This window comes from Streptomyces sp. V4I23 (genome assembly GCF_030817975.1).
Lineage (GTDB): Bacteria > Actinomycetota > Actinomycetes > Streptomycetales > Streptomycetaceae > Streptomyces.
In genome coordinates this window covers 73,193-97,499 of the sequence record NZ_JAUSZW010000004.1, presented here as the reverse complement: position 1 = coordinate 97,499, position 24,307 = coordinate 73,193, and the positions used below count along the sequence as shown (strand labels likewise).

Sequence of the window (24,307 nt, the reverse complement as noted above, 5' to 3'; positions counted from 1 at the left end):
CCGGGTGGCCGACCGGCTCGGCCGGCCACCCGGGGCGTCCTGCGATCAGGTCAGTTGTCCTCGAGTGCGACCACGTGTCGATAGGCGCTCTGGACCTTGTCCTTGCCGATCTGGCCGGTGATGGTGTCCCACTCCGCGGCCACGTCGTCCAGCGCGCGCTGCGGGGACTTCTGTCCCGCGAGAGCCGCGGCGACGCCGTCGGCCAGTGCGGACATGTACCCGTTGACACCCGGTACGCGCAGGTCGAAGACGCGGTTGACGCTCGACTCCATGCCGGAGAGGGTCTCGACGTACGACGCGGCGACGTCCTTGTCCCAGCCCTGCTGCTCCCAGAATTCCGCGCTGAAGTGCGCGTTGCGGTAGGGGTTGACACCGAAACGACCGATGGTCAGGTCGAGAGCGGTGTTGGCCTCGTTGCTGAAGAAGCACAGATAGTCGAAGGCCATGTCCTGGTTGCGCGCGCCCTTGGCCACCGCCGAGGTCCAGCCCCAGGTGAAGTAGGGAGCCTGGTTGGGCTTCTTGTCCCACCTCTTCGTGGTGCGGTTGTAGACCTCCTCGGAGCCCGGCAACTCCGCCGCCTTGATCTTGTTGCGGATCTTGCCATCCGGCTGCTGGCCCTGGATGAAGGCGTCGTCCCACGAATAGGACATCACGCTCTGGCCACCGCCGAAGGACAGGATCTCGTCCCCCAGACCGAAGTTGGCGCCGCCCGGTGCCCAGGTCGACTTGGCCTTCACCATGTCCTCGAGGGCGCGTACGAAACCGGGCGTGTTGATCAGCGGCTTCATGGTCTCGAGGTCGAAGAAGAGGCCGCCTTCGACGTCCGGGTGCTTCACGTACGGCGCCGCGCGGCTGATGAACGCCGAGAATGTCAGGTCGTCACGCTTGGTCACCTCGGCACTGCCGAAGTTCGGCTTGCCGTCACCGTCGACGTCCTTGCCGCTGAAGAACTCGGCGACCTCCTGGTATTCGGCCCACGTCCTGGGAGTCCGGAGGTCCTTGCCCGTGGCCGCCTTGTACGCCGCCTGCCGCTTCGGGTCCTCGAGGACGTCCGTCCGGACCTTGAGATAGTGCCTGTCACCGTCGACCGGGTACTGCACGACCTTCCCGTCCCAGGTCGCCACGTCCATGTAGGCCTTGGTGACGTCCTTCATGCCGGGAGTGTCCAGATACTTCTTCGGCACCGGGGCCAGATAGGGGGCCATGTCACCGATCCACAAGGAGGGGTAGAACATGACGTCGTACGCCGGCTGGCCCGCTTGCAGGGGCGTGAGGATCTTCTGGTGCAGTTCCCCGAAGGGGACGTTGACCACCTGCACCTTCGCCCCGGTGATCTCCTCGAACTGCCGGGCGTGCAGCTGGGTCGGCTCGCCGATGACGGGGACGGCGTGGCTGATGATCTTCAGCGTCTGTCCGGAGTAGTCCTTACGGCTGATGGACTCATAGCTGCACGGTCCCGGGACGTCCTTGACCTTCGTCGCCGGGTACGCCTTGCTGTACGCCTTGTAGCTGATCTCCGAGCCCGGCTCGAACATCGCGGGCTTGTCGGGCTTGTTCTCCACCGGGCCCTGGCCGGTGCAGGCAGTCGCGGAGAGGGCCACGGCGATCGCGGCGGCGACCACGCCCTTGTACGAACTCTTGCGCATGGGAGTGCTCCTTCGACGTCAGGGAATCAAGATCGCTCTGCCGCGTACGGCACCGGCGGACAGGTCGTCGAGGGCGTCCTGGAAGGACGCCAGGGGGTACCGCTGGGTGTGCAGGCCGACCCTGCCCTGGGCTGCCAGCACCATCAGCTCGGACAGGTCGTTGTAGGAGCCCACGAGGTTGCCGATGAAGTTGATCTCGGTGGAGATCACGTCGATCGTCGGAACGTCGAGCCGGCCGCCATAGCCGATCACGTAGTAGTTGCCGTTACGGCGCAGGCAGGCCACGCCCGTCTCGACGGCACCCCCCTCGCCGACGAAGTCCAGAACCGCCTCGGCCCCGTGCCCTCCGGTGAGTTCCCGCACGCGCTCGGTCTCACTGCCGTCGGCGACCAGCGTGTGTTCGGCCCCGAGCTCCTTGGCGAGGGCGAGGGCCTCCGCGCTCCGGTCGATCACGATGATCTCGACCGGAGAGAGAGCCCGGAGCACTTGAATACCGATGTGTCCGAGACCCCCGGCGCCGATCACCACGGCCCGGTCACCCGGTCGCAGGGTCCGGGCCGCCTTGGCGACAGCGTGGTAGGCCGTGAGCCCGGCATCGGCCAGAGCGGCCACCGAGGCCGGCTCGAGGGACGGGTCGAGCGCCACGACCGAGCGGGCGGTGGTCTTCAGGTACTCGGCGTAGCCCCCGTCGGCGTCGATCCCCGGGAACGCCGAGCTCATGCAGTGCACGTCGTCGCCGGCCCGGCAGGCCCGGCACAGACCGCAGGTCACGAGCGGGTGCAGGATGACCGGGTCGCCGACCCTGACGTTGGTGACGGCCTGCCCCACCTCCTGCACCCAGCCGGCGTTCTCATGGCCGATGGTGTAGGGGAGGGCGACTCCGCTCTTGGCGGCCCACTGTCCTTCGAGAATGTGGAGATCGGTGCGGCAGACTCCCGCACCTCCCACCTTCACGATCACATCCAGCGGACCGGTGATCTGCGGGTCCGGCACATCCACGAGGACTGGCGGCTCGTCGTACTCGATGACCTGCACGGCTTTCATGGCGCTCCCTGCGAATCGGCGGTGGACGGTGCGCCGATTACACAGGCCGCTGCTCGCAGGCCGATGTCTCAGAAAGGGCCTGCGGATGTCTCAATGTGATACACGCCATAGGCGCGGCGTCATCGAGCTGTTCCAATCAGTCCATCGAGGGATGACGCGCGTGATACGGAAGTGTTAAATGCCCCGACGGCAGCCCGGCAGCTCGCTGACAGCGGCCAGAGAGCTGTATCTGGAAGTCACCAAGGACCCGAGCGCCCGCCCGCTCGTGGTCGCTTCGTGGCAGCGCTCGATCGAGTACGAGGTGAAGTCGAGCCGCATCAACGCTCCGTACCTCGAGAATCCCAATCTGGACAGCCCGCTCGCCAGGGCGGCGCTGCCGATCGTGAACAGGCTGCACGAGCAGCTCGCCGACGACCCGGTGTCCACGATGATCACGGACCGCGACGGCGTGGTGCTGTCCCGAAAACTCTCCCACGAGGGTCTGACGACGCGGCTCAACCGAGTGCAGCTGGCCCCGGGCCACGTGTTCGCCGAGCGCTATGTGGGCACCAACGGCATCGGGACCGCGTTGGCCAGCGGCCGTCCGGTCATGATCGCCGGAAGCCAGCACTACGTCGAGGAGCTGCGCGACTTCCACTGCGCGGCCGTGCCGATCCTGCATCCTGTCCGGCGCACGCTGCTGGGAGCCTTCAACCTGACCACGCTCCGTCAGGGCTCCGCCGGGATGCTCATGGCCCTGGCCCGCTCCGTCGCGGGCCAGATCGAAGGTGAGATCGCCGCAATCAGCTCGCGACGGGAACGGGCCCTGTTCCAGGACTACATGGACGCCTGCTCCTCGGTGCGCCCGGGACCTGTCCTGGCCCTCAACCCTGAAGTCGTCATGATGAACGAGCAGTTGAGATCCGCCGTGACAGGGCCGGATCACTACGCGCTGCTCGACCACGCACAGGAGATCGCCGCCGATGCCCGGTTCGAAGGGACACGGAGTATCGCCCTCCCCTCCGGACGAGTCGCCGAGCTGCGGGTCAGCCGAAGCCGGCGCGAGGACAGCGACGCGGGCGCCATCTTCCGGGTCCGGGTCATCGGGCGCCCCCAGCACGGACCGGTACTTTCCACCGGCCCCGGACGATCGGGCCTGGGATTGGTGGGCTCCTCCCCGCAGTGGCTGCGCGCGGTCGCCGAAACCGAGGCGGCGTTCGTCGCCGGATCCTGGCTTCATCTCGTGGGCGAGGCCGGTGCCGGCAAGCGGACGCTGGTCCATGCCGTCCACCGAACCCACAGTGCCGGGCGCCGGCTCGAGATGGTGGAAGCGCCGCTGTCGGAGTCGCCGCACGCCACCGAGCACTGGCTGCGCGATGTCCGCGAGCTGCGGGCCAGGCCGTCGACGGTGGTCGTACTGCGCGACGTCCACCTGCTGGGCGACCAGCTGCGCCGACAGCTGACAAGCCTGCTGGCTCACCCCGACGGGACCGCCCACGGGCAGCTGATCATGACCAGCCAACCGTCCATGGTCACACCCGACGACGAGCTCGACCGTCTGTGCGGCGCCTTGGTGGAGGTGCCGCCGCTGCGTCATCGCTATGGCGACATCGAGCACCTGGTTCGGTTCTTCCTGCTCAAATATCGGCCAGGCGGAGAGAGCAGCTGCTCCCCGGATGCATTGGCGATGCTGGAGCGCTGCGCCTGGCCGGAAAATGTTCGGCAACTGGAGTCGGTGATCCGCGGCCTCGCACGGCGCCCGCTGGCCGGGACGATCCACGTGGACGATCTCCCGCCGGAATGCCGGGTGTCGTCCCACAAGGTCCTGACCACCATCGAAGCGCTGGAACGTGATGCCATTCTGCGGGGCCTGATGGAGCGCAACTCCAACGTCCAACGCACCGCACAGGACCTCGGCATCTCCCGCGCCACCATGTACCGCAAGATGCGCCGTTACGGGATCGTCCCGTCGAGCCTCACCTAAGGCTCGTCCCGCAAACTGCCTGCTCAGGACCTGATGGCATGATCGAAGCGTGATCAGTGAACCCGGCCAGTCCGGTGCGATGAGATATGTCCTGTTCGATGTCGATGGCACGTTGATCGACGCCGTGGACAATCAGCGCCTGGTTTGGCGGGCGTGGGCAGAGCGATACGGACTGGACCCCGATGAGGTGTATCGAGTGGCGCTGCGGACGAGGCCGATGGAGACCTTCGCGCAGGTTGCTCCGGACCAGGACCCCGGGGAGTGCCTTGCCGCACTGCACGAGCTGGAGGACGAGGACGTCCGCTCCGGCGCCTATACGGCCTTCGGCGGCGCCTCGGAGTTGCTGAGTGCACTGGAGCCCGGGTCCTGGGCACTGGTGACTTCGAACTATGAGCACCGGGTGCGTGGACGTTTCGCACGGACGGGCCTGCCGGTCCCGGAGGTCCTCGTGGATGCGGCCGCCGTGGAGGAAGGCAAACCGTCGCCTGTGCCGTATCTGCAGGCAGCCGCGCGACTTGGTGCCGAACCGGAGGACTGTCTGGTCATCGAGGACGCCCCTTCAGGGGTGGAGTCCGGGCTGCGTGCCGGGATGACGGTGTGGGGTGTCAACGCCCCTGCGGCGGTGGACGGCGTGCATCGTCACTTCGGCAGCCTGAACGAAGCGGTCGGCGACGTCCTTGCCTTCGTGTCCGGACACCGCCCTCACGGGCTGGAGGGATCAGCCGCAGTGGAATGATCTTGATGTGGCTGGTGTGATCACGGCGTCGGAGCCGTCTCGGATGTCCCGTTCTCCGGTCTGAGCCCGCGCCAGTTCATGAAACTGGTGACGGCGCTGCGTCGCGAGGAGGTAGACGCCGCCCGCCGTGGCAGGCCGTGGAGCCTGCCGCTGACAGACAGGACACTGCTGGTCACGGCGTAAGCACAAGCTAGCCATCGCCTACCAGGCCGCACTGCACCTCGCGCCATCCTCATCTGGGCCCGGCGATAGGCCGCTGTCTCAACGATCGACCACCCAGCGGGCGTTCGCGGGCCATGATCCCGTGCTGACGATGTGCTCCACGATCCTGAACGCCTCACCGATGGGCACGGTGTCTTCGTCCGGGTATTCGTCGTGCTGACCGTTGGAGAGGACGAACCCCTCGCTCGATCCGTCGGTTCCCGGGTCCACGGCATGCTCGCCGGGATCGCCCTCCTCTTCGAGCAGCACCACCATCGCGCGCTCGGTATTCGTCACGAAGGCCAACGATCGTCCGGACGAACTGGTCAGCCACGTCTCGAGCCGCCCACTGTCGATCCTCACCCTGAGGGTCTCCAGCACCGCCTCGGACGACACAGGCACGGTGCTGCTGCCGTCATCGATCACCCAGCACTCGGTCATGTGCACGACGATCTCATGGACGGCTGAGAGACAGTCCCTGGCTGCTACTGCGGAGCCGGAGACCGGCCGAGCGGTGCGGGTGGCGGTTGTAGGAGAAGAGGTGGTCCAGAGCCGTCCAACGGCTGATCGGGACGGCATGTCGTGCGAGGCGGGGGGTAGGCGCGAGCCAACCCCCGATCCGCAGCGGCCTTGCCTGAAGGAGGCTCTCCCCATGCTGATGGCTCACCCTGTCGTCCTGCGCAATCTGCTCGAACAGTACGACGCGCTGCGTGTGCTGCGCGCTGAGAAGGGGTCGTCGCAGGCGCGACAGCGCATGGACGATCTGGCCTACACGCTGTGCGTCTCGACCGGCACGAGCGACGTGGCCTCCGCTCTCGTCGCAGCCCGCCACCGGCTCCCCGGGGCCCGCCCCGAGGACGACTCCGTGCTCGGCTCCTGACCGTGCCCTGTTGAGCCGGGCCGGCCACTCGCGTGGCGAGGATCGAAAGGTCCCGGACAAGAGACACCACATGCCCGAGGAGATCCGGTGAACAAGAAGAACATCTTCGTGATCGGTCTGGACGACGCCAACCTGCACACCCTTCTGAACGTGCCGAATGCTCGCGAGTACCGCTTCCATCCGCTCTTGACCACGCAGGAGCTGCAGGTCGGCGAGGTGTCCGTGCCCGGGCTTCTGGAGAAGGCCGAGGGCATATTGAACGCGTTCGACGGAAGCATCGACGCGATCGTCGGTTACTGGGACTTCCCGGTGAGCACACTCGTGCCCATCCTGAGTGAGCGATACGGCACGCGCAGCACCTCTCTGGAATCGGTCGTCAAGTGCGAGCACAAGTACTGGAGCCGCCTGGAGCAGCAGAAGGTCGTGGAGGAGCACCCACGCTTCGGCCGGGTCGATCTGGAGGCCAGGGACCCGCGCCCGCCCGAGGGCGTCCGTTTCCCGATGTGGCTCAAGCCCGCGCTGTCGTACTCGTCGGAGCTGGCCTTCGGCGTGAAGAACGAGGAGGAGTTCCGCGCGGCGGTGGAGGAGATCCGCGAGGGGGTCGGCCGCGTCGGCCGCCCGTTCCAGTACATCCTCGACCAGCTGGACCTGCCGCCGGAGATGGAGGGCATCGGAGGCCAGGTGTGTCTGGCGGAGGAAGCGCTGTCCGGCATCCAGGTCGCCGTCGAGGGGTACGTCCACCACGGCGAGGTCACCGTCTACGGTGCACTGGACTCCATCAACTATCCCGACAGCTCGTCCTTTCTGCGCCACCAGTACCCCTCCACGCTCCCCGAGCCCGTGGTGCGGCGCCTGCACGACGTCTCCGAGCGCGTGATACGCCGGATAGGGATGGACTCGGCGACGTTCAGCATCGAGTACTTCTACGATCCCCGGACCGACGCGATCAACCTGCTGGAGATCAACCCCCGGCACTCCCAGTCGCACGCCGAACTGTTCGAGTTCGTCGATGGCGTGCCCAACCACCACTGCATGATCAGCCTCGCTCTCGGCAAGGACCCGAGCCTGCCCAAGGGCGCCGGTCGCTACAAGACTGCCGCCAAGTGGTACTACCGCTGGTTCGCCGACGGTGTGGTGCACGATGTGCCTTCCGATGAGGACCTGAGGCGCATCGAGCGGGAGATCCCCGGTGTGCGGGTCGACATGGTGCCCGAGGAGGGCCAGCGGCTGTCGCAGATGCCGGAGCAGGACAGCTACAGCTTTGAGCTGGCCCACGTCTTCACCGGAGGGGACAGCGAAGAGGATCTGCGCGAGAAGTACGACCGCTGCGTGGCCGCCTTGGACCTCACCTTCAACCGGCCCACCTTGGGAGGCCGGGACGAGAGGAGCACCTGAGGCAGGACGGCCCCGTCCGGCCGGTGTGCCGAACAGGATCCGGGGCAGCCGCCCAGCCCGAGCAAAGACAAGGAGAGAGCCGGCCGTATGCGCTGTGTGAGCAACCTGCCCTACGCGACAACGGAAGAGGAACACATCGCCGTCCCCATGTCCGACGGCGTCTGCCTGTCGGCCCGGATCTGGCGTCCCGTCTCCTCGGACGCGGAACCCGTACCGGCCGTGCTGGAGTACATCCCGTACCGCAAACGCGACCTCTCCTCGGTACGCGACTCCATCCATCATCCCTACATCGCCGGTCACGGCTACGCCTGCGTCCGCGTTGATCTGCGTGGCACCGGCGAGTCGGAGGGTGTGCTGGCGGACGAGTACCTGGAGCAGGAACAGAGCGACGCAGAGGACACCTTGGCCTGGCTGGCCGAACAGCCCTGGTGCGACGGCAACACCGGCATGATGGGCATCTCCTGGGGCGCGTTCGCCGCCCTTCAGGTCGCCGCACGGCAACCGCCGAGCCTGCGAGCCATCGTCATCGCCTCCTTCACCGACGACCGGTACGCCGACGACATGCACTACATGGGCGGTGCCCTGCTGTCGGACAACCTGGCCGAAGCCGGCACCATGTTCGCCTACGCCACCTGCCCGCCGGACCCCTCCGTCGTGGGCGCGCGCTGGCGGGAGATGTGGCACGAACGCCTGGAGAACACCCGACCGTGGGTGCTGCAGTGGCTGCGTCACCAGCGCCGCGACGCTTACTGGCAGCATGCCTCGGTCTGCGAGAACTACCAGGACGTGCGCTGCCCCGTCCTCGCCTCCAGCGGCTGGGCGGACGGCTACTCCAACGCGGTGACCCGTCTGCTGGGGAACCTGGACGTACCGCGCAAGGGCCTGATCGGCCCGTGGTCGCACAAGTACCCCCACCTCGGCGAACCGGGCCCCGCCATCGGTTATCTGCAAGAGGTCGTCGCATGGTGGGACCACTGGCTCAAGGGCGTCGACAACGGGATCATGGAAGGGCCCATGCTGCAGACGTGGATGCAGGACAGCGTGCCGCCCTCCACCCGCTACGAGGAACGGCCCGGTCGCTGGGTGGGCGAACCGGACTGGCCTTCACCGCATGTCGTGCCGACCGCCCACCCCCTCAGCCGGCATCGCATCGGCACCCCCGGTGAGACGACGTCGAGCAAGGATGTCCTGACCGTGCAGTCGCCCCTGTCCGTCGGACAGTTCGCCGGCAAATGGGCCTCGTACAACGCGCCACCCGACCTGCCCTACGACCAGCGGGAGGAGGACGGCGGCTCATTGGTCTTCGAGACGGACCAACTCGTCGAGCCTGTCGAGATCCTCGGCTCTCCCAGCGTCGAACTGGACCTCTCGGTGAGCGAACCGGTCGCCATGGTCGCCGCCCGGCTGTCCGACGTGGCTCCCGACGGCAGCGCCACCCGCGTCACGTACGGCCTGCTCAATCTCACCCACCGAAATGAGACGGGAACGCCGGAGCCGCTGAAACCCGGCACGCGCTACCGGGCGACCGTCCACCTCAACGGCGTGGCCCAGGCCTTCCCGCCCAGGCACCGCATCCGGCTGTCGCTGTCCACCTCCTACTGGCCGCTCGCCTGGCCCCCGCCCCGACCAGTGCTGTTGAGCGTGTATGAGGGCATGAGCAGCCTGACGCTGCCGCTGCGCCCAGCGGGTGAGCCCGACCACCTTCCCCAGCGTCCGTTCGGCGAGCCCGAGGGCACAGCACCCCTCGCCACCACCCAGCTGACCCCTCCGGAACAACGCTGGGAGGTCAAACGAGACCTGGTCGGCTACAACTCCGAGCTCGAGATCGTCAAGGATCGCGGCATGGTGCGCTACGACGACATCGGCCTCGACGTCGGCCTGCGGGCCTACGAGAAGTACAGCGCGGTCGCCGACGACTTCACCTCGGTCAGCGGAGAAGCGACCTGGACCATGCGATTCCGTCGGGACGACTGGGACGTGCGGGTGGAGACGCGCACCATGCTGAGGTCCAGCGAGACCGAGTTCTTCGTCGACGCCACTTTGGACGGCTTCGAGAACGACCGCCGGGTCTTCTCCCGTACATGGAACGAGACACTGCCCCGCGACCACTTGTAAGGGCTGCGGGGTGGTACCAGCCGGCGCTCGCCGTGCGGTCCCGGACCCGCTGCGCTGGGAGGCCGGCCGGTTCATCACAGGCAGTCGCCGCGAGTGCGGTCCGCAGCAGCACCTGCCGGCAGCTCCGCCTTGGACGATCCGGAGCCCGGCACGACCAACGGCGGTACCGCGTCAACGGCGTTGGTCCGCGCAGCGTTGTGGATCCGAGGCACCGGACAGGCGGCCTCCACAGTGCCCCACCACCGGGGGACGGAGCTGGGCGCATCACCCGTCCTACCCCTTGCGCGGTGGTTTTTGTGGTGAAGAGGTGACGGACCGTGTAGCGTCAGTGCCAGCTGTCATGGTTCCGAAGTACCGGTCGCCCGTGAGCGCGAGTTCACGGGCGATTTGCTGTTCAAAGCCTCTGAGGACCAGGGCGATCACCTCCGGCTCCCGCGCGGTGCGGGAACCGATTTCCAGTCCCCTTGGAGGGCAAATGGCCAGCGGAACAGTCAAGTGGTTCAACTCAGAAAAGGGCTTCGGCTTCATCGAGCAGGACGGCGGGGGCCCGGACGTCTTCGCCCACTACTCGAACATCGCCAGCTCGGGCTTCCGTGAGCTCCAGGAAGGCCAGAAGGTGAACTTCGACGTCGTCCAGGGCCAGAAGGGCCCGCAGGCGGAGAACATCACCCCCGCCTGAGCCACCTCGGTGTGACGCCCGTCCCGGTCTGCCGGGGCGGGCGTCGGCGTCTCGCCTCTCGAGGGGAGCGGCGGATGGCACCAGCGGCCGCCGTGCGCGGCAGGGAGACGGCCGGGTCGGCAGGCTCCGGAGAACGAGGTTGTCCGGCACCCGGCCCAACACCGCGTGTCGCCGCAGGCACCCCCGGGGTAGCGTCCGGGTGTGAGCGCAGTGAGACGTGGGCCGGGAGCCGAACGCGGCAGGCCGGCCATGGGGCCCGAGCAGCTTCTGGCGTTCGGGGACGCGGTCTTCGCCATCGCGATCACGCTGCTCATCCTCGACGTCGGTGTGCCGGACGGGCTGGCCGCCTCGGACATCGGCGACGCGCTCCGCGACGCACTGCCCGACGTGGGCGCGTATGTCCTCAGCTTTGCCGTCATCGGGATGCTGTGGCTGGCTCAGCATGCCCTGTTCACAGCGATCGCCTGGCTCGACGCGTGGCTGTTGTATCTCTATCTGGCGCTCCTGGCCGTGATCGCAGGGCTGCCGTTCCCGACGCGTCTGATCAGCGAGTACGGGGACACAGCTCCGGCGACGATGATCTACGCGGGAGCGATCGCTGCCGCCTCGAGCCTGATGACCGCGATGTCGCTACGGCTCGTCCACCGGCCGGCCCTGGTGAAACCGGGCATCCCGCGCGAGAGTCTGACCCGGTCCGTCCAGCAGGGCCTGGTCGTGGTGGTCGTCTTCGCGGCCTCGATGCCGCTCACCCTTGCCTCACCCGTGCTGGCGCAGCTCTCGTGGCTGGTCGCTGTCCCGTTGCGTATCCGGCTCTCCCGGCGATCCGACACCGGTCCCTCTCCCGCCTAGGAACTCTCGGCGAACGTCCGCACCGGGTCCTGGCCACTGGGGAGCCCGACGCGATGGCGCTGCAGAAGTACGACATGCCCCTCATGGGCCGGCCGGGCAGCTTCGAGGAGCGGTGGTGGTCTGCGGTCAACACCCCTGTCCTCGGACCAGGCGTGCCCTCGCTGGTAGGGCCCAGCGGGGCGGAGCAGTGGTGATGTTCAGGCCATCAGCGTGGTAGTGCCCAGCGCGAGCAGGGTGAGGGCCTTGGCCACCTCATAGACCACGTAGAGCAGGTGTGCTCGCGAGCGGGGAACGTCCTCCCCGGACAGCACCCGGTCGGACCGGCGGTTGAGGACGGGCCGGACGCCGACAAGCTGGATCACCAGCAGTGCGGTGGCGACGGCCGTCAGGACCCCTACGGCCGCCGGCGGATCGCCGACGGCGACCGCAGCGATCACGACAACGGCCAGTACGGCCTCGACGCGGTTGAGCGCGCGGAAGACAAGACGGCCGATGCCGAGGCCGATCCGTACGTCCACGCCTGGGGCCCGGAACTTCAGTGGTGCCTCCAGGAAGGAGATGGCCAGCACCATCCCGAGCCAGACGAAGACAACCGCGGCGGCCACGGCCGCGGAAGTGGCATGCATACGGTGCACCTCTCTCTGTGACGTCCCTTGAGCGTGCGAGCCGGTCTCCCAGGGACGGTCCTCGTCAGGAGCCCGCGCCCGTCGCGTCCGCTCGTGCGGGCCCCGCTCCTACTGGCCACGCGTCGGGGCGGGCGTCCGGCTTCTCCAGCAACAGGCCCGCGAACGCCGCGATGGAGCCGGCCAGCGCCCTCTGCTGCTCCCCGTTGGCCTGGTTGCCGCGGTTGAACACGTCGCGCAGCAGCTCGGGATGGGCATCGAACAGCTTCCGGTAGAACAACTCGGTGATGTTCCCGATGGCGGCTCCGACCGCCGGAAGAGTAGCCCGGACGACCAGGGCGGACTGCTCGGAGAGCACTGCGACTCCTAATAGGTAGATGATCTTCGTATTTTGATGCGCGCGAGCCCGTGCCGTGATGCGCAGGTGCATGCGAGGGACCGGGCTACCGCGGTGGCGGGCCGACCAGGCCTATCAGCACCGGCCCCGTGGGCGAGGCGACGAGGTCGGCCACGGTCAGCGGGTCGAGGGTGGCGTAGAACGCCTCCTGGGCTTCGCGCAGTGCACTCCGCAGCCGGCAGGCTCCGCGCAGGGGACACGGAGGGTCGTCGCAGGAGACGACCTCGACCTCGCCCTCGAGCTGCCGTACCAGCCAGCCCACCGAGGCGCGCCGGCCGAGGCCGGTCAGAGCGAGCCCTCCGCCGCGGCCGCGCCGGGCCTCCACCACACCGAGGTGCTGCAGGCGCGTGACCGTCTTCGCCGCGTGGGTGTACCGCACGTCCATGGCTTCGGCCACCTCGCGGGTGGTGAGCACCTCGTCATCGGCGCAGACCGCCAGACGCATGACGGATCGCAGCGCCAGGTCGGTGAACTTGGTCAGTCGCACAGCCAGGACGCTAGTAATACGAATACGAGGTTCCTGTTTGAGTGGCGTCCGTGACCGTGTGGAGTGCGTCACGGCCCGGCGGCTTGCGGCAGAGGGCCGCCCCGCCGGCCGGCCGGCAGATCGGGTACAGCGAATGATGAGGGGCAGACGGCGACTCCTCGGGGCCGGCAGGCAAACGAGTTTCGCCGGTCCTCAGTCGCCGTCCCGTTCGCCGGTCAGCAGGCGTTCGAGCCGGTCGAAGCGTTCGTGCAGGGCTTGGAGGGCGTCGTCGCGCAGATGGTGCGCGCGACTGAGCCGTCGTTCCTCCCGCCCGACGAACCACGTCGCCAGTGCGGCCGTGACCATGCCGTACGTCGTGATTCCGACGACCATGACGACCGAGCCGACGACCCTGCCCCATGGCGTGATCGGGTAGAAGTCCCCGTAGCCCACGGTGGTCGCCGTCTCGATCGACCACCACAGCGCCCTCGGATACGACGTCAGGTTCGCGCCACGCGCCCCCTCCTCGGCGGCCACGACGGCCCAGGAACCGCCGAGCATCACCAGCACGAGGGCGACTGTCGCGCCGCCCGCCGCCTTCAGGTGCAGTGACCGTCCTTCCCGGCCGAGCAGCACGCCGACCGCCCTGGTGAGGAATCCGGGAAGCATGATCACTCCTTTCGCCCGAGCCCAGTGTCCACGCGGGCAGGTGCCCCCGGCATGCGGAGCGGGTCGTTCGGGTCGCCGTCGAGAACCCGCTGCGACGGCCCGGTGCATGATGTGTTCCTTTCCCTTGATCGGTGGCCCGGGTCCTCACCCCGCGGCGGCTGAGGGCGGAGGTCGACGGGGCATCAGGTCTTCTACGAGTTGTGCCAACTGCTTCTACGGCGACATGTTGAGTTGCGGCAGCGGGACCGCGCCAAGGTGGCGGCGGCCTGACCCGGGATGCCCGCAGCGGGGCTGCGCAACGGGGCTACGCGGGCTGCGCCGAGACGCGCAGCTCCTCCTCGGCGTAGGACACGCGCCGACGGCTCCGGCGGGGCGATGCGCTGTTCGGGCGCGCTCGGCCCGACGCGCCGGGCCATGGCGGTCCGTCGTCGCGGAACCCGGCGAGGGCAGGCGTCGGGCATGTCGCGGTCCCCACGGGGCAATCGGAGAGCGGGGTGTCTGCCCCGAAACACCGAAACGCAGAGGGAGATCCTGGATGTCTTCCAAGCTGAACACCATCGTCCGTGAACTGCGGCGGCACAGGAACGCCCGTCGCCGGCCGCCCGTGGACTCCCGCCTCGGCAGAGGCCCTCACGGCGTCTCCACCGTGGCCGTCGTCCGTCGGCTCGTACACACCCTCCGCACCCGAGCGGGCTCGAGTCGGCGGTGACGCAGGCGCGTGCGAACACGACGAGTCGCGGCTCCGCAGGGCGGGCCGGGGAAAGGACGAGGCGTTCGGCATCCTGAGCTGGTTCGTGGCTGCTGGGTGGTTCTGCCGGCATGGATCCGCAGGACGGACTGATCCCTTTCGTATGCACCGTACTGACGTCTTACTCGCCGCATTTCCGGTTGTGTCGCGACGTTATGGGCAACGGCGACACAAGACCTCTGCGAAAGGTGAATCTCATAAGCGGAAGCGAAAGGAGCGGGGCAATGCGGAGAAGGCGCAGGTCGCGCCGTGGGCAATGAGCTTCTGACTGCAGAGGGGCGAACGGATCAGGCGCAGGGTGATATGCGCGAGGCCAAGGAAAAGACGAAGGGCGGAGCGCGTAAAAGGTGGAGGACGCCTTCAAGCGATGACGCGTGCCATGTGCCGCCGACCACTGCGAAGTGGTCGGCGGCACTGTTTTTGCGGCGGCGCGTATACCCGGGAAGGGCTCCGAGAAACGAGCCGCATTGCGCGCATGCCGGTTCAGGTGCGGGGCATACGGGATTTCGGAGGTGATGAGAAATGGTTCCCCTGCTTCTCGTCCTATTGCTTGCCCTCATTCTCTTCGGTGCCGGTTTCGCCCTCAAGGCACTCTGGTGGATCGCCGTCATCGTGCTGGTGGTGTGGTTGCTGGGATTCGTGGTCCGGCCCGCGGCTTCAGGCGGCCGACGGGGCCGCTGGTACCGCTGGTAGGAATCCGGCCCTCGTATGCAGGCGGCCCTTGGCCGTTGCCGAGCAACCGATGCCGCACGATCCAAGTTGAGAGGACTCTCATGGACCCCAACCTCTGGGCCTACACCCCCGCTTCCGGCCGCACGACCGGCGCCGGCCTGGTCGGCTTCAAGGTCGAGGCCACCGACGGCAGCATCGGGAGGGTCGACAAGCACTCCGACGAGGTGGGCTCCGCGCACATCGTCGTCGACACCGGCCCGTGGATCTTCGGCAAGCATGTCCTGCTGCCCGCCGGAGTCGTTTCGAGCATCGACATCGCCGCGGAGACCGTTCATGTCTCCCGCACGAAGGACGAGATCAAGAACGCGCCCGAGTTCGAGAACGATTCGCACGCCGACGACCCGGGATACCGGGACCAGCTCGGCGGCTACTACGGCGGCTTCATGGGCTGACATCCGATCCCCGAGGCGGGGGCGGACCGGTAATCGTTCCCGGCCCGCCCCCGCCTTGTGTCCGGCTTTTGTCCGAAGCGCGAGCCCATCCGCTGCGGTGAGCCGGTCAGTCGGTGCGGCGGGAACGGGTCAGAGTCAGCCAACCTAGGGCCGTGCCGATCAGCCCCACCACCAGGGCCACGATCCCCCCACCCAGCCCATTGCCGGTGCCGAGACCACCGGAGGCGGTCGCCACCACCAGCCCACCGAGGGCCGTGCCGATCAGTCCCGCCATCAGAGCCACGATCGCTCCGCGTCGCCCGGGACCGGTATCGATACGACCGGAGGAGCGGGCCAGAGCCAGCCCACCGATGACCACGCCGGGTCAGCGCCAGCAGCGCGGCCACGATGGCCCCCAGCCGCCCGGCGCTCAGGGTGTAAATGCCGGCGGCGGCCGACTGGGCCGAGGCGTGCGCGGCCGCCGGTGTGGCAAGCCGACACCTCCGATCAGGGCGGCTCCGGCCACGGCAAGCACAGATCGGACAGACATGCGGTGCCCTACCTTTCAACTGTGGGTCCGAACTGGTTATTTGTGGGATCGGCGGACCCGGGGTGCGGGTATGACTGACATGCGTGAGACCGCGAGACGGCTCAAGGGGATTGGTCGCCCAGGGCCCCGCGACGACTCGACCGCGTGCCCGAGATCCGGGCCGGGGCGGACATCGGCAAGACAGATCACCGCGCGGTGGTGATCAACGGCCAGTGCGAGAGGCTGCTGCCCGCCGCGTCCAGAGCGACGATTCCGGGCTGCTGACGCTTCTCGGCGGCGTTCTGGACATATCCCGGAACGTGCTGTGGCGGGGTCTGAGTATCCATGCCCGTCCTCGGTTGGAGCCTTTGCGTGCTTGACGTCGTGCGGGGGACCGGGCCGGTGCGCGGCACGACCCGGGGTCGGTGGCGGCTATGACCGGGCGCTGGAGGGCACCTGCGGGTGGGCGGACAGCATCTGGCCAAGTGTCAGGAGGCTGAGGCCGAACATCAGGACGCCCACGGGGACATGGAGGGAGGGCATGTGCGCGATGCCCAGAACGACCTGGACCGACGCGAGGCCGAGGAAGCCGGTGGCGTACAGGATGGGGCGGGGTGATCCGCCGCCCGGACGCCAGGCCAGGACCGCGGCGAGCACGTACAGCATGGCGGCTGCGTACATCACCTTCGATCCGACGTCGTGCATCAGATGGCCGCGGGACGAGGTCAGCAGCATGCCGGCGGTGACCGCTTGGAAGAAGAGGGTCAAGGCGTCGGCCGCCGATCCGAGCATCTCGTAGGCGACGGTGAAGAACAGGTTGCGGTGGGCGACGAACGCTTCGGTCGCCAGGTCGGTGGTGTGGTCGGTCATCTCTCGGTCTCTCTCCCTCGAATGCCTGGTCAGGCTTCCCGCCCAGCGGTGGCCGATGCCCGGGCGCGCTTGGCCTGCAGCAGTTGCCGGCGGTGGTCGCCCTGGGGCCAGGTGTGCGAACCGGGCTTGCGTGCCTCCTCCACCAGATGCTTGACGCTGAACCGGCAGGAGAGCTCCTTCAGCTTCGCGCCCGCACGGCCGCCGACGTAGAGCCGCATCGCGGTGTCGTCCTTGCGCGCGAGCTGGACGGCGGCGCGGCGCCCCAGGCTGACGCACATAGCGGGGAACGACAGGCTGATGGGCGCGGGTTGCTCACCCGCGATGCGGCCGAGCACCGTGTCGGCCGCGTGTGCGCCCAGGCAGCCGGCGGCGTAGGCGCTCATCCGGAACGGTAGGTCCGACGGTGCCGCCGAGTCCCCGGCCGCAACGATGCGCTCGTCGTCGACGCTGGTCAGCGTCTCGTCCGTGAGCAGGCGCCCCACCGCGTCGGTGCTCAGCCCACTACGCGTGGCCAGATCCGGCACGCCGAACCCGGCGGTCCAGACGGTGACTTCGCTCGGCAGCTCGCGGCCGTCACCGAGGCGCACGGCGTGGCGCGTCACCGCCGTGACCAACGCGTCGGGGCCGTCGAGCACGGTCACCCCGAGCCGGGCGAGTCGCCTGGCAGCCGTGCGTCGGGCCTGAGGGTGCAGGTACGGGCCGAGTACGTCTCCGCAGTCACCCCGCGGCCCTGCTCGGCCAGTTCGGCGGCGGTCTCGATGCCGGTCGGACCGGCTCCGACGACCGTCACCGCAGCCGACGCGGGCGCGGCGTCGAGGACCGACCGCAGCCGCTGCGCGGCCTCCAGGGTGGCGACCGGGTGGGCGAATTCGGCCGCCCCGGGAACGCGCGGGTCGGCGCTGCCACTGCCCGCCGCGTAGATCAGGTAGTCATAGCCGACCGTGCCGCCGCTCGCCAGCGTCACACTGCGCTGGGCGCCGTCGATCCGGGTCACGGTGTCGACGACCAGCCGGACGCTCGCGGCCAGGATCTCGCGGTAGTCGACGACCGCGTCGTGGGACCCGCCCACCAGCTGATGCAGGCGGAGTCGCGGGACGAAGGTCGGGCGCGGGTTGACGAGTGTCACGGTCACGTCGCCTCGCTTCATCAGGCGATTGGCCGCCATGACGCCGGCGTAGCCGCCGCCGATCACCACCACATCGGTGTTCCCAGCCATGGTCTCCTCCGTCTCAAGGGGTTCGGCCTCAAGACACCGCGCGATTGATCGCCGTGACAGCATGTGACGCAGATCACTCCACAAGGCGGGCTCGGTACGCGAAGTCCTCGCCATGACCGCCACTTTGCGGATGGGGGCAGAGAGAGGAGTCCGGGGCCATGTCAGTGGCACCTGCCATGATCCCCGGACACCACCACCATGGGGAGAGACACATGGGCACCTGGGACGTCGGCCCCTTCGACAACGACACTGCGGCAGACTGGTGCGGCGACCTCGACGAGGCCGCTGCGGACGCACGCGAGGGCATGGTCCGCGCCACGCTCATCCGCGCGGCCGACACCACCGAATACCTTGACGCGCATGTGTCCGAGGAAGCCGTCGCCGCGGCCGCCTTGGTCGCCTCGCAATGCCCCGGCGGCGAGCCCGCCGGTCCCCACTACGGACCGGACGAACCCCTCCCTGATCTCACCGGTTTGCGCGCCCTCGCCCTCCAGGCCCTCGACCGCGTCATGGCCGAGCCGTCCGAACTGCCGGAGCTCTGGGCCGAATCGGACGGCGGCCCTTGGCAGGCAACCATCACCCGGCTCCGCACCACACTCGCGCCACAGGTGCCGGGCGAACAACTCCGCCTGAGCTGAGGCGTTCTCCTCCTCCCCGCGCGGATTCGGGCACCAACGCTGCCTTCGTCCTGCGGCTCGCAGCTCGGGCTCGCGCGGGGTGGATGCCGAGTCCGGGTTGGATGAGGAAGCCCTGGCGCGTGAGGCGCCCGAGGCGGCTTCGGGTGACGGTCGGGGCCGGGTTGTCGGGGGCGACCACCGGCCCGACAACGCCGCCTCGCTCCGGCGTCCACCTCGGCACCCTCTACCGCCGCTGGGCGGCGTCGACGGCATCGTTCTCGACGCGGTCGGCGACCGCCTCTCATCCCGCTCGCCACCAAGCAACAAGGCCGTCGACCAATCCGAGGGCATTATGCTGCTGCGACTCAACTGAGGAAGTGCGAGGTGCCCTTGAGTAGGATGCTGGATGTTTTCGAGACCGTGGTCTCTCCAAGTTATCGCACCTTTGGGCTGGTTGACACGAGTGTCGATACGTATGCACCACATGCAGATCGCACGAATTGGCTCCTTTCCGCCCCTGGCATGGTCTATCTACAGGTGCCGCCCCAAGTGATCCGGGCGTCTGTACGGTTGGAGAGTTGGTCAACCGTCCCTCCGGCAAGCGATGCTCAGTGGTCCGGTGCGGAGGACGTGGAGGTGGAGCTTCCCGGAGGCGACCTCGCGCTGGAAACCATCGATGGAGGGCAGAACGAAGTCCCTCTGATCCTGCCCTCGGCCGGCTTGTACCGGATGCGATGGCAGTGGATATTCAATCGTGCAGGTGGGTCTTTCACCTCTCCGTTGGCGGGACGCCGGGAACCCTTGCCCATGCCGTCGGGTCATGAGGAGAAACTGAATGGCGCAGATCAATACTGCCTGGTCCAGATCTGGCGCACAGCCGTCAGTGAAGAGACTGAGTGAAAGAAACGCGGGGCCGGTCTGGTGGACCGGCCCCGCACGACGGTCATCTCGGACCAGGTGTGCCGGTCAGTCGCCGATGACGACTATGAACGGGTCATGGCTCAGGATCCGGTCATTGTCGTACCAGGCGCCGAGACGCCGCCCGGCTTCTTGATTCTCGATTCTCGCCCGAGTCGAAGTAGCGGACGGAGAAGTCGTCGCGGTACGGATCCCCCTCGAACTGGTAGTGCGCGGCCCCTGGTAACTTGCAAGACGCTTGACAGCGTGATGGTGGGTGAGCACCCATGACGCGAATGCACTCGATCACCCTGGTCACGGCCCGTCCTCCGTTAGCGCCCCGGCAGCAGCAGCCCCGTACCACCACGCAGTGCATCGGCCAGCGGCCTGACCGTGGGGCTCGGCGTGGGGCCGGCCGTGGGCGGGGTGCCGGTACTGCCGCTCGGGCTCGGACTCGGTGTGGGAGCCGGGGCCGGGGGGGACGGTGCCGTCGGGGTGGGCGAGGGGCTGGGGCGGCCGCTGGGCGGGCGGGGGGCCGGAGTGGGCTTCGCGGACGGCGAAGCGGTGACGGTGGGAGCAGCCGGGGGAGTTGGTGATTCCGGCTGCGTGGCCGTCGCACGCGGGGGTCGGATCACCTCGCTGTCGCGGTCCCGGCCGGCTCCTCTGGCAGGGCGCGTGGCCGCACGTTCCGGTGGGCGCGAGGCCCGCGGCGGTGCGGCGGCGCGCCCCTGGGGCGCCTCGGATGCCTGTTCCGGGCCCGGGGGTGCGTCGGGGAGGTCCGCGGATTGGGGCCCGGCCGTCGGCTCGGGAAGCACCGCGCCGGCGGCGAAGCCGCCCAGCACGGTGAACGCGGCCGCGGCGAGGGTCCGGACGCCGTACTTCTTCCAGCGCGGCGCGCCGTGACGACGCCGGGCCTCGGGCCCCTCGGCCGAGGGAGTCGGGGCCGAGGCGGTCGCGTCCTCGGCGGGCCGTTTTCGGGGGGTGGGGATCGACGGGGAAGGCGAGGGTGTTTCGACGGGGTCCGGTCCGGCGCTGAAGAGGGCCTCCATCGCCGCGGTGTCGACCGCCGGAGCGCCGTCGCCCGACGCACCCGGCAGTGTCATGCCATAGTCGTACGCCCCGCACTCCGGGCACGTCACGGTGTCGTTGAGAGGGCGGCGGCAAGGAACGCAGTAGTCCATGGGATCGACCGATCAGTGCGCGAGTTGCTGAGAGGGAGCTCGGCCGGGTCGGCCTGCTGGGAGGCGGCCGGCGGTCACGTGGCGGCGCAGGGCGCTGTGCGGAAGGGGCCTGGGCATGTGCGAACCTCGCTCACTCGCCGGCTCAACGGTGGGTCGCCGGTTACCGGGTTCAACGGATCACCGCGCGCCGGTTGCTCAAACGGCGACTGAAACGTGAGCTACGTGACGCGCTCCAGCCTTCGACGTCTCTCTCCACACCGGCGACACCACCGAGCGTGCCGATTCCTGGGTGCGGGAGATCGGCGGACTCAGGCATCCCATGCCCGAAAGGCCACTCGGCCGAGGGGAGACCGCCCGGCTGTCACCACCGGAACTCCGGCGCGCCGGACCCACAGGCTCGGCGGCAGGTGGGGTGACGCCGCTGCCCCCGCCGTCCTCACGAGGGAGCGTGGGGCCTCCCTGTGCCGACCGAGCCTTTGAGGTGAGCGGCCGTTTGCGGGATAGTGGCCGCCCGCACCAGAGACGCCAGGGAGGCACCCAGATGACGGCGACCACGGGGGAACCGGCTGACAGCGGGGAAGCCCCACCACCCGACCCCGGAGCCCCTGGGGTACTGCGCACCTTCGCCCAACGTTGCGGCCCGGCCTACAGGTTGACGCTCCGCGGCACCGCCTGGGCCACGCTGGCCGGTACCGGCGTGCTGCTGCTGGCCTTCGCCGCTGCCTGGCCCGCGTTCGTCGAGATGCAGCGGGGCGCCGAGCTGGCCAGGCGGCAGGAGGACTCGTACGTGCCGGACACCGAGGTGCTGCTGCTGGTCGCGGCCGGCGCCCTGCTCGTACTGCTGGGCCTTGCCGCGTTCGCGTTCGGCGTGCTGCACACGGCGCACTCCCTGGCTGTCACTCATGTCCAGCCCGTCGAGGTGGGTGAGCTGTGGCGGCGAGCGCGGCGGCAGGCGGGACGGGCCGCGGCGGTTCAGGCCTGCCGCGGGGTGCTGCTGGGCGGGCCGGCCCTCACGGGGGTGCTGTTGTGGTCGCTGGCCGACGTGGCGCTGCCCGCGGCTGAGCCGGTACTGGGGTACGTCCTGCTCGCGCTGCTGGTGCCCGCCGTAGTGGCGCTGCGCGTCGGCTTCGCCCTCGCCCCGGCCGCCGCGGCCCTCGATGGCCTGGGCACAACTGCCGCGTTGCACCGCTCCTGGACGCTGGTACGCGGCGCGTGGTGGCGCACCACCGTCTGCGTCACCGCGCTCGCGGCGTTGACGGTCGGCGCGTACGTGGCTTTGCGGTACACGATGGAGCCGGCGGACGGTGCGGCGCACGCCCTTGCGATGTCGGTCAGCTCGGGCAACACCTACCTCGCATTTACGGCGGCCCAACTGGCGCCCTCAGCCGTCGCGTTGCCGCTGTGCGCGCTGCTGACGCTGCCGTTCACCCACACCGCGCTGACCACGTTGTACGTGCGGCGCTGCGCGGAGCAGGGCCTTGGCGACGGGGCGGGTATCCGCGACTCGTCGCAGTCACCGAACCACTCGTCGTCCTGACCGTCCCACACCATCCGGACTCTCGACAGGGCATGCCGTGGATCGACGAGGTACACGAGATCGTGGAGGGCGGAGGAGTTCGACGACGCGTACGACCGTATCGAGGACGCGCTGACCCTGCTGTCACCCTCAGGGCCCGTTGACGGGTTTCTCCTGGACATACACCAGGGCCGGGCGTGGTTTCGCTGGAACGCCGAGCCATCTGAAGGTTGAACTCAAGGTCAGAAGCCGCTCCTTGTGGCGGGCTGCAGGGGCGAGGGGTGTGCTCGGTTCGTCGTTTACGCGGTTGCTCCGGTCAGCGGGGCATACGCTGCCCCAGCTCCCGTGCTTTGTCGCGCAGGCCCGCACCCCAGGCTCCGCCTTCCGCCGGGGTCGACATACCTGTGACGGCGGAAACCTGCACGTCTTCGAGCTGGGCTTCCGGGGTGGCTCCGAGCTCCGCCCAGTCCACTCCGATCCCGGCGCGCTCTGCAAGAACAAGAACTATGGCGACGAAGTCTTCGGAGAGCGCGAGGATGATGGCGTGGCTCGTTCTTCGGTGCTGTGCCAGCAGGGCGTTGACGAAGGTCTTGAAGGTTGCCGGGTGGATCTGGCACTCGTCGTTCTCCATCGGCCCGATGCCCGAGGGAAGTTCCAGCTCCGACTCGAAGACCGCTACTTGGCGCTGGAACATACGGGAAGCTCCATTGGAGGGGTTCCACAGGGTCTCGTCGCCGAGGTCGAAGTACTGGCTCATCGTGGCACCTTATCCAGGCGGATCGTCGCTGTCGTCGGTGTTACGTCCTGGCCAGACGCCGATGACAGATGAGGGCTGCGGCTAAGCAGTGCCGACGCCACACTCATCTGCTAGCGAAGGACCGGCCGGTCGAGTGCCCCGGTAATTCGATGGCACGCAGCAAGCCGCACCCCCACGCTGGTCACCGTGGCAGAACTCAAGTACCAGATCCGCGCGATCCATACGGCCTCCACCATCACCGTCTACCAGGCGTACACACCCGAGGTCGGCCTACCCGCGGCCCGAGAGGGCCGCTTTCCAGCGGCCTGGAAGCGGGACCGGATGACGTGGATCAAGCCGTCGTTCCTCTGGATGATGTATCGCTGCGGCTGGGGCGCCAAGGAAGGCCAGGAAACCGTCCTTGCCGTCGAGATGACGCGCGAAGGCTTCGAATGGGCGCTGGAGCATGCCTGTCTGGCCCACTACGAGCCTGGGCTGCACCCAGACCGGGCGACCTGGAAGCGTCAGTTGAAGCGGGCCCCGGCCCGCGTTCAATGGGACCCCGAGCGCGATCTGCACTTGCAGCCGCTTCCCTACCGCTCGCTGCAGCTCGGCCTCGCAGGTGAAGCCGCACATCGCTACGCGGATGAGTGGACGGCCTCCATCACCGACATCACCGCCCTCGCGCAGAAGATCCACGCTCACATGCAGGGGGGTGATCTGGATGCTGCCCGGCGACTCCTCCCCCCAGAACACCCCTATCCCGTGCGCGACGGACTCCTGGCGCACCTTCACCGATGAGCAGGGGTGCCAATTTGAGATCCAAGCTTCTCGGGGCGGGCCCGGGCACCCTCTACAATCACATCCCCGACCTGCGGGAGCTGCCGCAGTCGGCTTCTCGTCATCCACGGACGGACATGCGGAGCCGCGGCTGCGACCATCCGCCTCAGCGGAGAGCCGCCTCACGTCCCGGGGTCCGCTGTGGCGCGCGTGGCGGAGGGCAACGGAGCCCTGTGCCAAGTCACGCTCCACCTGGGCCGTCGTCTGTATGCCGAGTTTGCAACGGGTCGCCCCGGGCCATCGCGGATGCGTCGTGGGCGGCTCTGGTGTCGATCGCCGAGGCCGGGCGCGAGGACCCCCAACTGCCAGGCTGGATGGGCGAGTTGCTGCCGGTCAAGCCGCGCGGACTGCGAGCTCAGGCGGTGCTGGGAACGTGGTGTGTTCTTCGAAA

Annotated in this window: 24 protein-coding genes and 4 pseudogenes; 15 read left to right on the top strand and 13 right to left on the bottom strand. The window is 68.5% G+C overall.

The features are described from left to right. Positions 1-50 precede the first annotated feature (50 nt). Both QFZ82_RS02730 and QFZ82_RS02725 read right to left on the bottom strand, forming a co-directional pair. Positions 51-1,646: an extracellular solute-binding protein gene (locus tag QFZ82_RS02730; RefSeq protein ID WP_307711560.1), complete on the bottom strand. Its 1,596-nt coding sequence runs from the start codon at positions 1,644-1,646 to the stop codon at positions 51-53. An 18-nt stretch (positions 1,647-1,664) separates the two neighbouring features. Beyond that, entirely contained in the window at positions 1,665-2,690 is a 1,026-nt protein-coding gene (locus QFZ82_RS02725) for an NAD(P)-dependent alcohol dehydrogenase (protein ID WP_307711559.1), read from the bottom strand. Between the two features lie 178 nt (positions 2,691-2,868). On the opposite strand from QFZ82_RS02725, the gene QFZ82_RS02720 reads away from it, so the two are divergent. The 3 genes and pseudogenes from QFZ82_RS02720 to QFZ82_RS02710 form a co-directional block, all read left to right on the top strand. Beyond that, positions 2,869-4,653: a sigma-54-dependent Fis family transcriptional regulator gene (locus tag QFZ82_RS02720; protein ID WP_307711558.1), complete on the top strand. Its 1,785-nt coding sequence runs from the start codon at positions 2,869-2,871 to the stop codon at positions 4,651-4,653. A gap of 49 nt (positions 4,654-4,702) precedes the next feature. Further along, on the top strand, positions 4,703-5,389 hold the full coding sequence (locus QFZ82_RS02715) for an HAD-IA family hydrolase (RefSeq protein ID WP_307711557.1): 687 nt from the start codon (positions 4,703-4,705) through the stop codon (positions 5,387-5,389). Between the two features lie 7 nt (positions 5,390-5,396). Next, a pseudogene (locus tag QFZ82_RS02710) lies at positions 5,397-5,569 on the top strand (IS5/IS1182 family transposase); the annotation flags it as partial. A gap of 81 nt (positions 5,570-5,650) precedes the next feature. Here QFZ82_RS02710 and QFZ82_RS02705 read toward each other — a convergent pair. Beyond that, complete coding sequence (locus tag QFZ82_RS02705; protein ID WP_307717599.1) at positions 5,651-6,031, bottom strand: hypothetical protein; 381 nt, start codon at positions 6,029-6,031, stop codon at positions 5,651-5,653. 211 nt (positions 6,032-6,242) lie between these two features. Here QFZ82_RS02705 and QFZ82_RS02700 point away from each other — a divergent pair, with 211 nt between their 5' ends. The 6 genes and pseudogenes from QFZ82_RS02700 to QFZ82_RS02675 form a co-directional block, all read left to right on the top strand. Then, positions 6,243-6,470: a DUF5133 domain-containing protein gene (locus QFZ82_RS02700; protein ID WP_307711556.1), complete on the top strand. Its 228-nt coding sequence runs from the start codon at positions 6,243-6,245 to the stop codon at positions 6,468-6,470. 87 nt (positions 6,471-6,557) lie between these two features. Further along, a complete protein-coding gene (locus QFZ82_RS02695) occupies positions 6,558-7,865 on the top strand; it encodes an ATP-grasp domain-containing protein (protein ID WP_307711555.1) in 1,308 nt (435 codons plus the stop codon). A gap of 87 nt (positions 7,866-7,952) precedes the next feature. Next, on the top strand, positions 7,953-9,980 hold the full coding sequence (locus QFZ82_RS02690) for a CocE/NonD family hydrolase (protein ID WP_307711554.1): 2,028 nt from the start codon (positions 7,953-7,955) through the stop codon (positions 9,978-9,980). A gap of 475 nt (positions 9,981-10,455) precedes the next feature. Further along, complete coding sequence (locus QFZ82_RS02685) at positions 10,456-10,659, top strand: cold-shock protein (protein ID WP_100105551.1); 204 nt, start codon at positions 10,456-10,458, stop codon at positions 10,657-10,659. Positions 10,660-10,860: 201 nt separating this feature from the next. Beyond that, a complete protein-coding gene (locus QFZ82_RS02680) occupies positions 10,861-11,508 on the top strand; it encodes a TMEM175 family protein (protein ID WP_307711553.1) in 648 nt (215 codons plus the stop codon). Between the two features lie 23 nt (positions 11,509-11,531). Then, positions 11,532-11,657: pseudogene (locus QFZ82_RS02675) on the top strand (protein phosphatase); the annotation flags it as partial. 48 nt (positions 11,658-11,705) lie between these two features. Here the strand turns inward: QFZ82_RS02675 and QFZ82_RS02670 are convergent. The 4 genes and pseudogenes from QFZ82_RS02670 to QFZ82_RS02655 all read right to left on the bottom strand — a co-directional run bounded on the left by QFZ82_RS02670 (position 11,706) and on the right by QFZ82_RS02655 (position 13,663). Beyond that, a complete protein-coding gene (locus tag QFZ82_RS02670; RefSeq protein ID WP_307711552.1) occupies positions 11,706-12,134 on the bottom strand; it encodes a hypothetical protein in 429 nt (142 codons plus the stop codon). A gap of 118 nt (positions 12,135-12,252) precedes the next feature. Continuing rightward, positions 12,253-12,489, bottom strand: a pseudogene (locus tag QFZ82_RS02665) (hemin transporter); the annotation flags it as partial. A gap of 85 nt (positions 12,490-12,574) precedes the next feature. Continuing rightward, a complete protein-coding gene (locus QFZ82_RS02660) occupies positions 12,575-13,015 on the bottom strand; it encodes an Rrf2 family transcriptional regulator (RefSeq protein ID WP_307711551.1) in 441 nt (146 codons plus the stop codon). A gap of 192 nt (positions 13,016-13,207) precedes the next feature. Then, the gene (locus QFZ82_RS02655) at positions 13,208-13,663 is read right to left on the bottom strand and encodes a potassium channel family protein (RefSeq protein WP_307711550.1); all 456 of its coding nucleotides are present in this window, start codon (positions 13,661-13,663) and stop codon (positions 13,208-13,210) included. Between the two features lie 1,270 nt (positions 13,664-14,933). Here QFZ82_RS02655 and QFZ82_RS02645 point away from each other — a divergent pair. Next, positions 14,934-15,104, top strand: coding sequence for a hydrophobic protein (locus tag QFZ82_RS02645; protein WP_307711549.1), 171 nt, complete (start codon positions 14,934-14,936; stop codon positions 15,102-15,104). Between the two features lie 80 nt (positions 15,105-15,184). Continuing rightward, positions 15,185-15,535, top strand: a complete 351-nt coding sequence (locus QFZ82_RS02640) for a PRC-barrel domain containing protein (RefSeq protein WP_307711548.1) — start codon at positions 15,185-15,187, stop codon at positions 15,533-15,535. A 106-nt stretch (positions 15,536-15,641) separates the two neighbouring features. Here the strand turns inward: QFZ82_RS02640 and QFZ82_RS02635 are convergent, their stop codons facing one another. The 4 genes and pseudogenes from QFZ82_RS02635 to QFZ82_RS02620 all read right to left on the bottom strand — a co-directional run bounded on the left by QFZ82_RS02635 (position 15,642) and on the right by QFZ82_RS02620 (position 18,129). Next, positions 15,642-15,893 (bottom strand): DUF6223 family protein, encoded by a 252-nt coding sequence (locus tag QFZ82_RS02635; RefSeq protein ID WP_307711547.1) that lies wholly within the window; start codon positions 15,891-15,893, stop codon positions 15,642-15,644. Positions 15,894-16,249: 356 nt separating this feature from the next. Further along, positions 16,250-16,390: a hypothetical protein gene (locus QFZ82_RS02630; RefSeq protein WP_307711546.1), complete on the bottom strand. Its 141-nt coding sequence runs from the start codon at positions 16,388-16,390 to the stop codon at positions 16,250-16,252. An 85-nt stretch (positions 16,391-16,475) separates the two neighbouring features. After that, positions 16,476-16,835, bottom strand: coding sequence for a hypothetical protein (locus QFZ82_RS02625; RefSeq protein WP_307717598.1), 360 nt, complete (start codon positions 16,833-16,835; stop codon positions 16,476-16,478). 107 nt (positions 16,836-16,942) lie between these two features. Continuing rightward, positions 16,943-18,129: pseudogene (locus QFZ82_RS02620) on the bottom strand (NAD(P)/FAD-dependent oxidoreductase). A gap of 212 nt (positions 18,130-18,341) precedes the next feature. Between QFZ82_RS02620 and QFZ82_RS02615 the strand changes: the two are divergent. Together QFZ82_RS02615 and QFZ82_RS02610 are read left to right on the top strand one after the other, a co-directional pair. Beyond that, positions 18,342-18,767: a DUF4259 domain-containing protein gene (locus QFZ82_RS02615; protein WP_307717597.1), complete on the top strand. Its 426-nt coding sequence runs from the start codon at positions 18,342-18,344 to the stop codon at positions 18,765-18,767. Positions 18,768-19,145: 378 nt separating this feature from the next. Further along, positions 19,146-19,646 (top strand): hypothetical protein, encoded by a 501-nt coding sequence (locus QFZ82_RS02610; RefSeq protein WP_307711545.1) that lies wholly within the window; start codon positions 19,146-19,148, stop codon positions 19,644-19,646. A 329-nt stretch (positions 19,647-19,975) separates the two neighbouring features. Here the strand turns inward: QFZ82_RS02610 and QFZ82_RS02605 are convergent, their stop codons facing one another. After that, the gene (locus QFZ82_RS02605) at positions 19,976-20,746 is read right to left on the bottom strand and encodes a hypothetical protein (RefSeq protein WP_307711544.1); all 771 of its coding nucleotides are present in this window, start codon (positions 20,744-20,746) and stop codon (positions 19,976-19,978) included. 619 nt (positions 20,747-21,365) lie between these two features. Here QFZ82_RS02605 and QFZ82_RS02600 point away from each other — a divergent pair. Further along, positions 21,366-22,361 (top strand): hypothetical protein, encoded by a 996-nt coding sequence (locus QFZ82_RS02600; protein ID WP_307711543.1) that lies wholly within the window; start codon positions 21,366-21,368, stop codon positions 22,359-22,361. Between the two features lie 295 nt (positions 22,362-22,656). Here QFZ82_RS02600 and QFZ82_RS02595 read toward each other — a convergent pair whose 3' ends face one another. Continuing rightward, positions 22,657-23,097, bottom strand: coding sequence for a DUF6086 family protein (locus QFZ82_RS02595; protein ID WP_307711542.1), 441 nt, complete (start codon positions 23,095-23,097; stop codon positions 22,657-22,659). Between the two features lie 186 nt (positions 23,098-23,283). Between QFZ82_RS02595 and QFZ82_RS02590 the strand changes: the two genes are divergently transcribed. Beyond that, complete coding sequence (locus tag QFZ82_RS02590) at positions 23,284-23,877, top strand: DUF4291 domain-containing protein (protein WP_307711541.1); 594 nt, start codon at positions 23,284-23,286, stop codon at positions 23,875-23,877. The last annotated feature ends 430 nt before the right edge of the window (positions 23,878-24,307 follow it).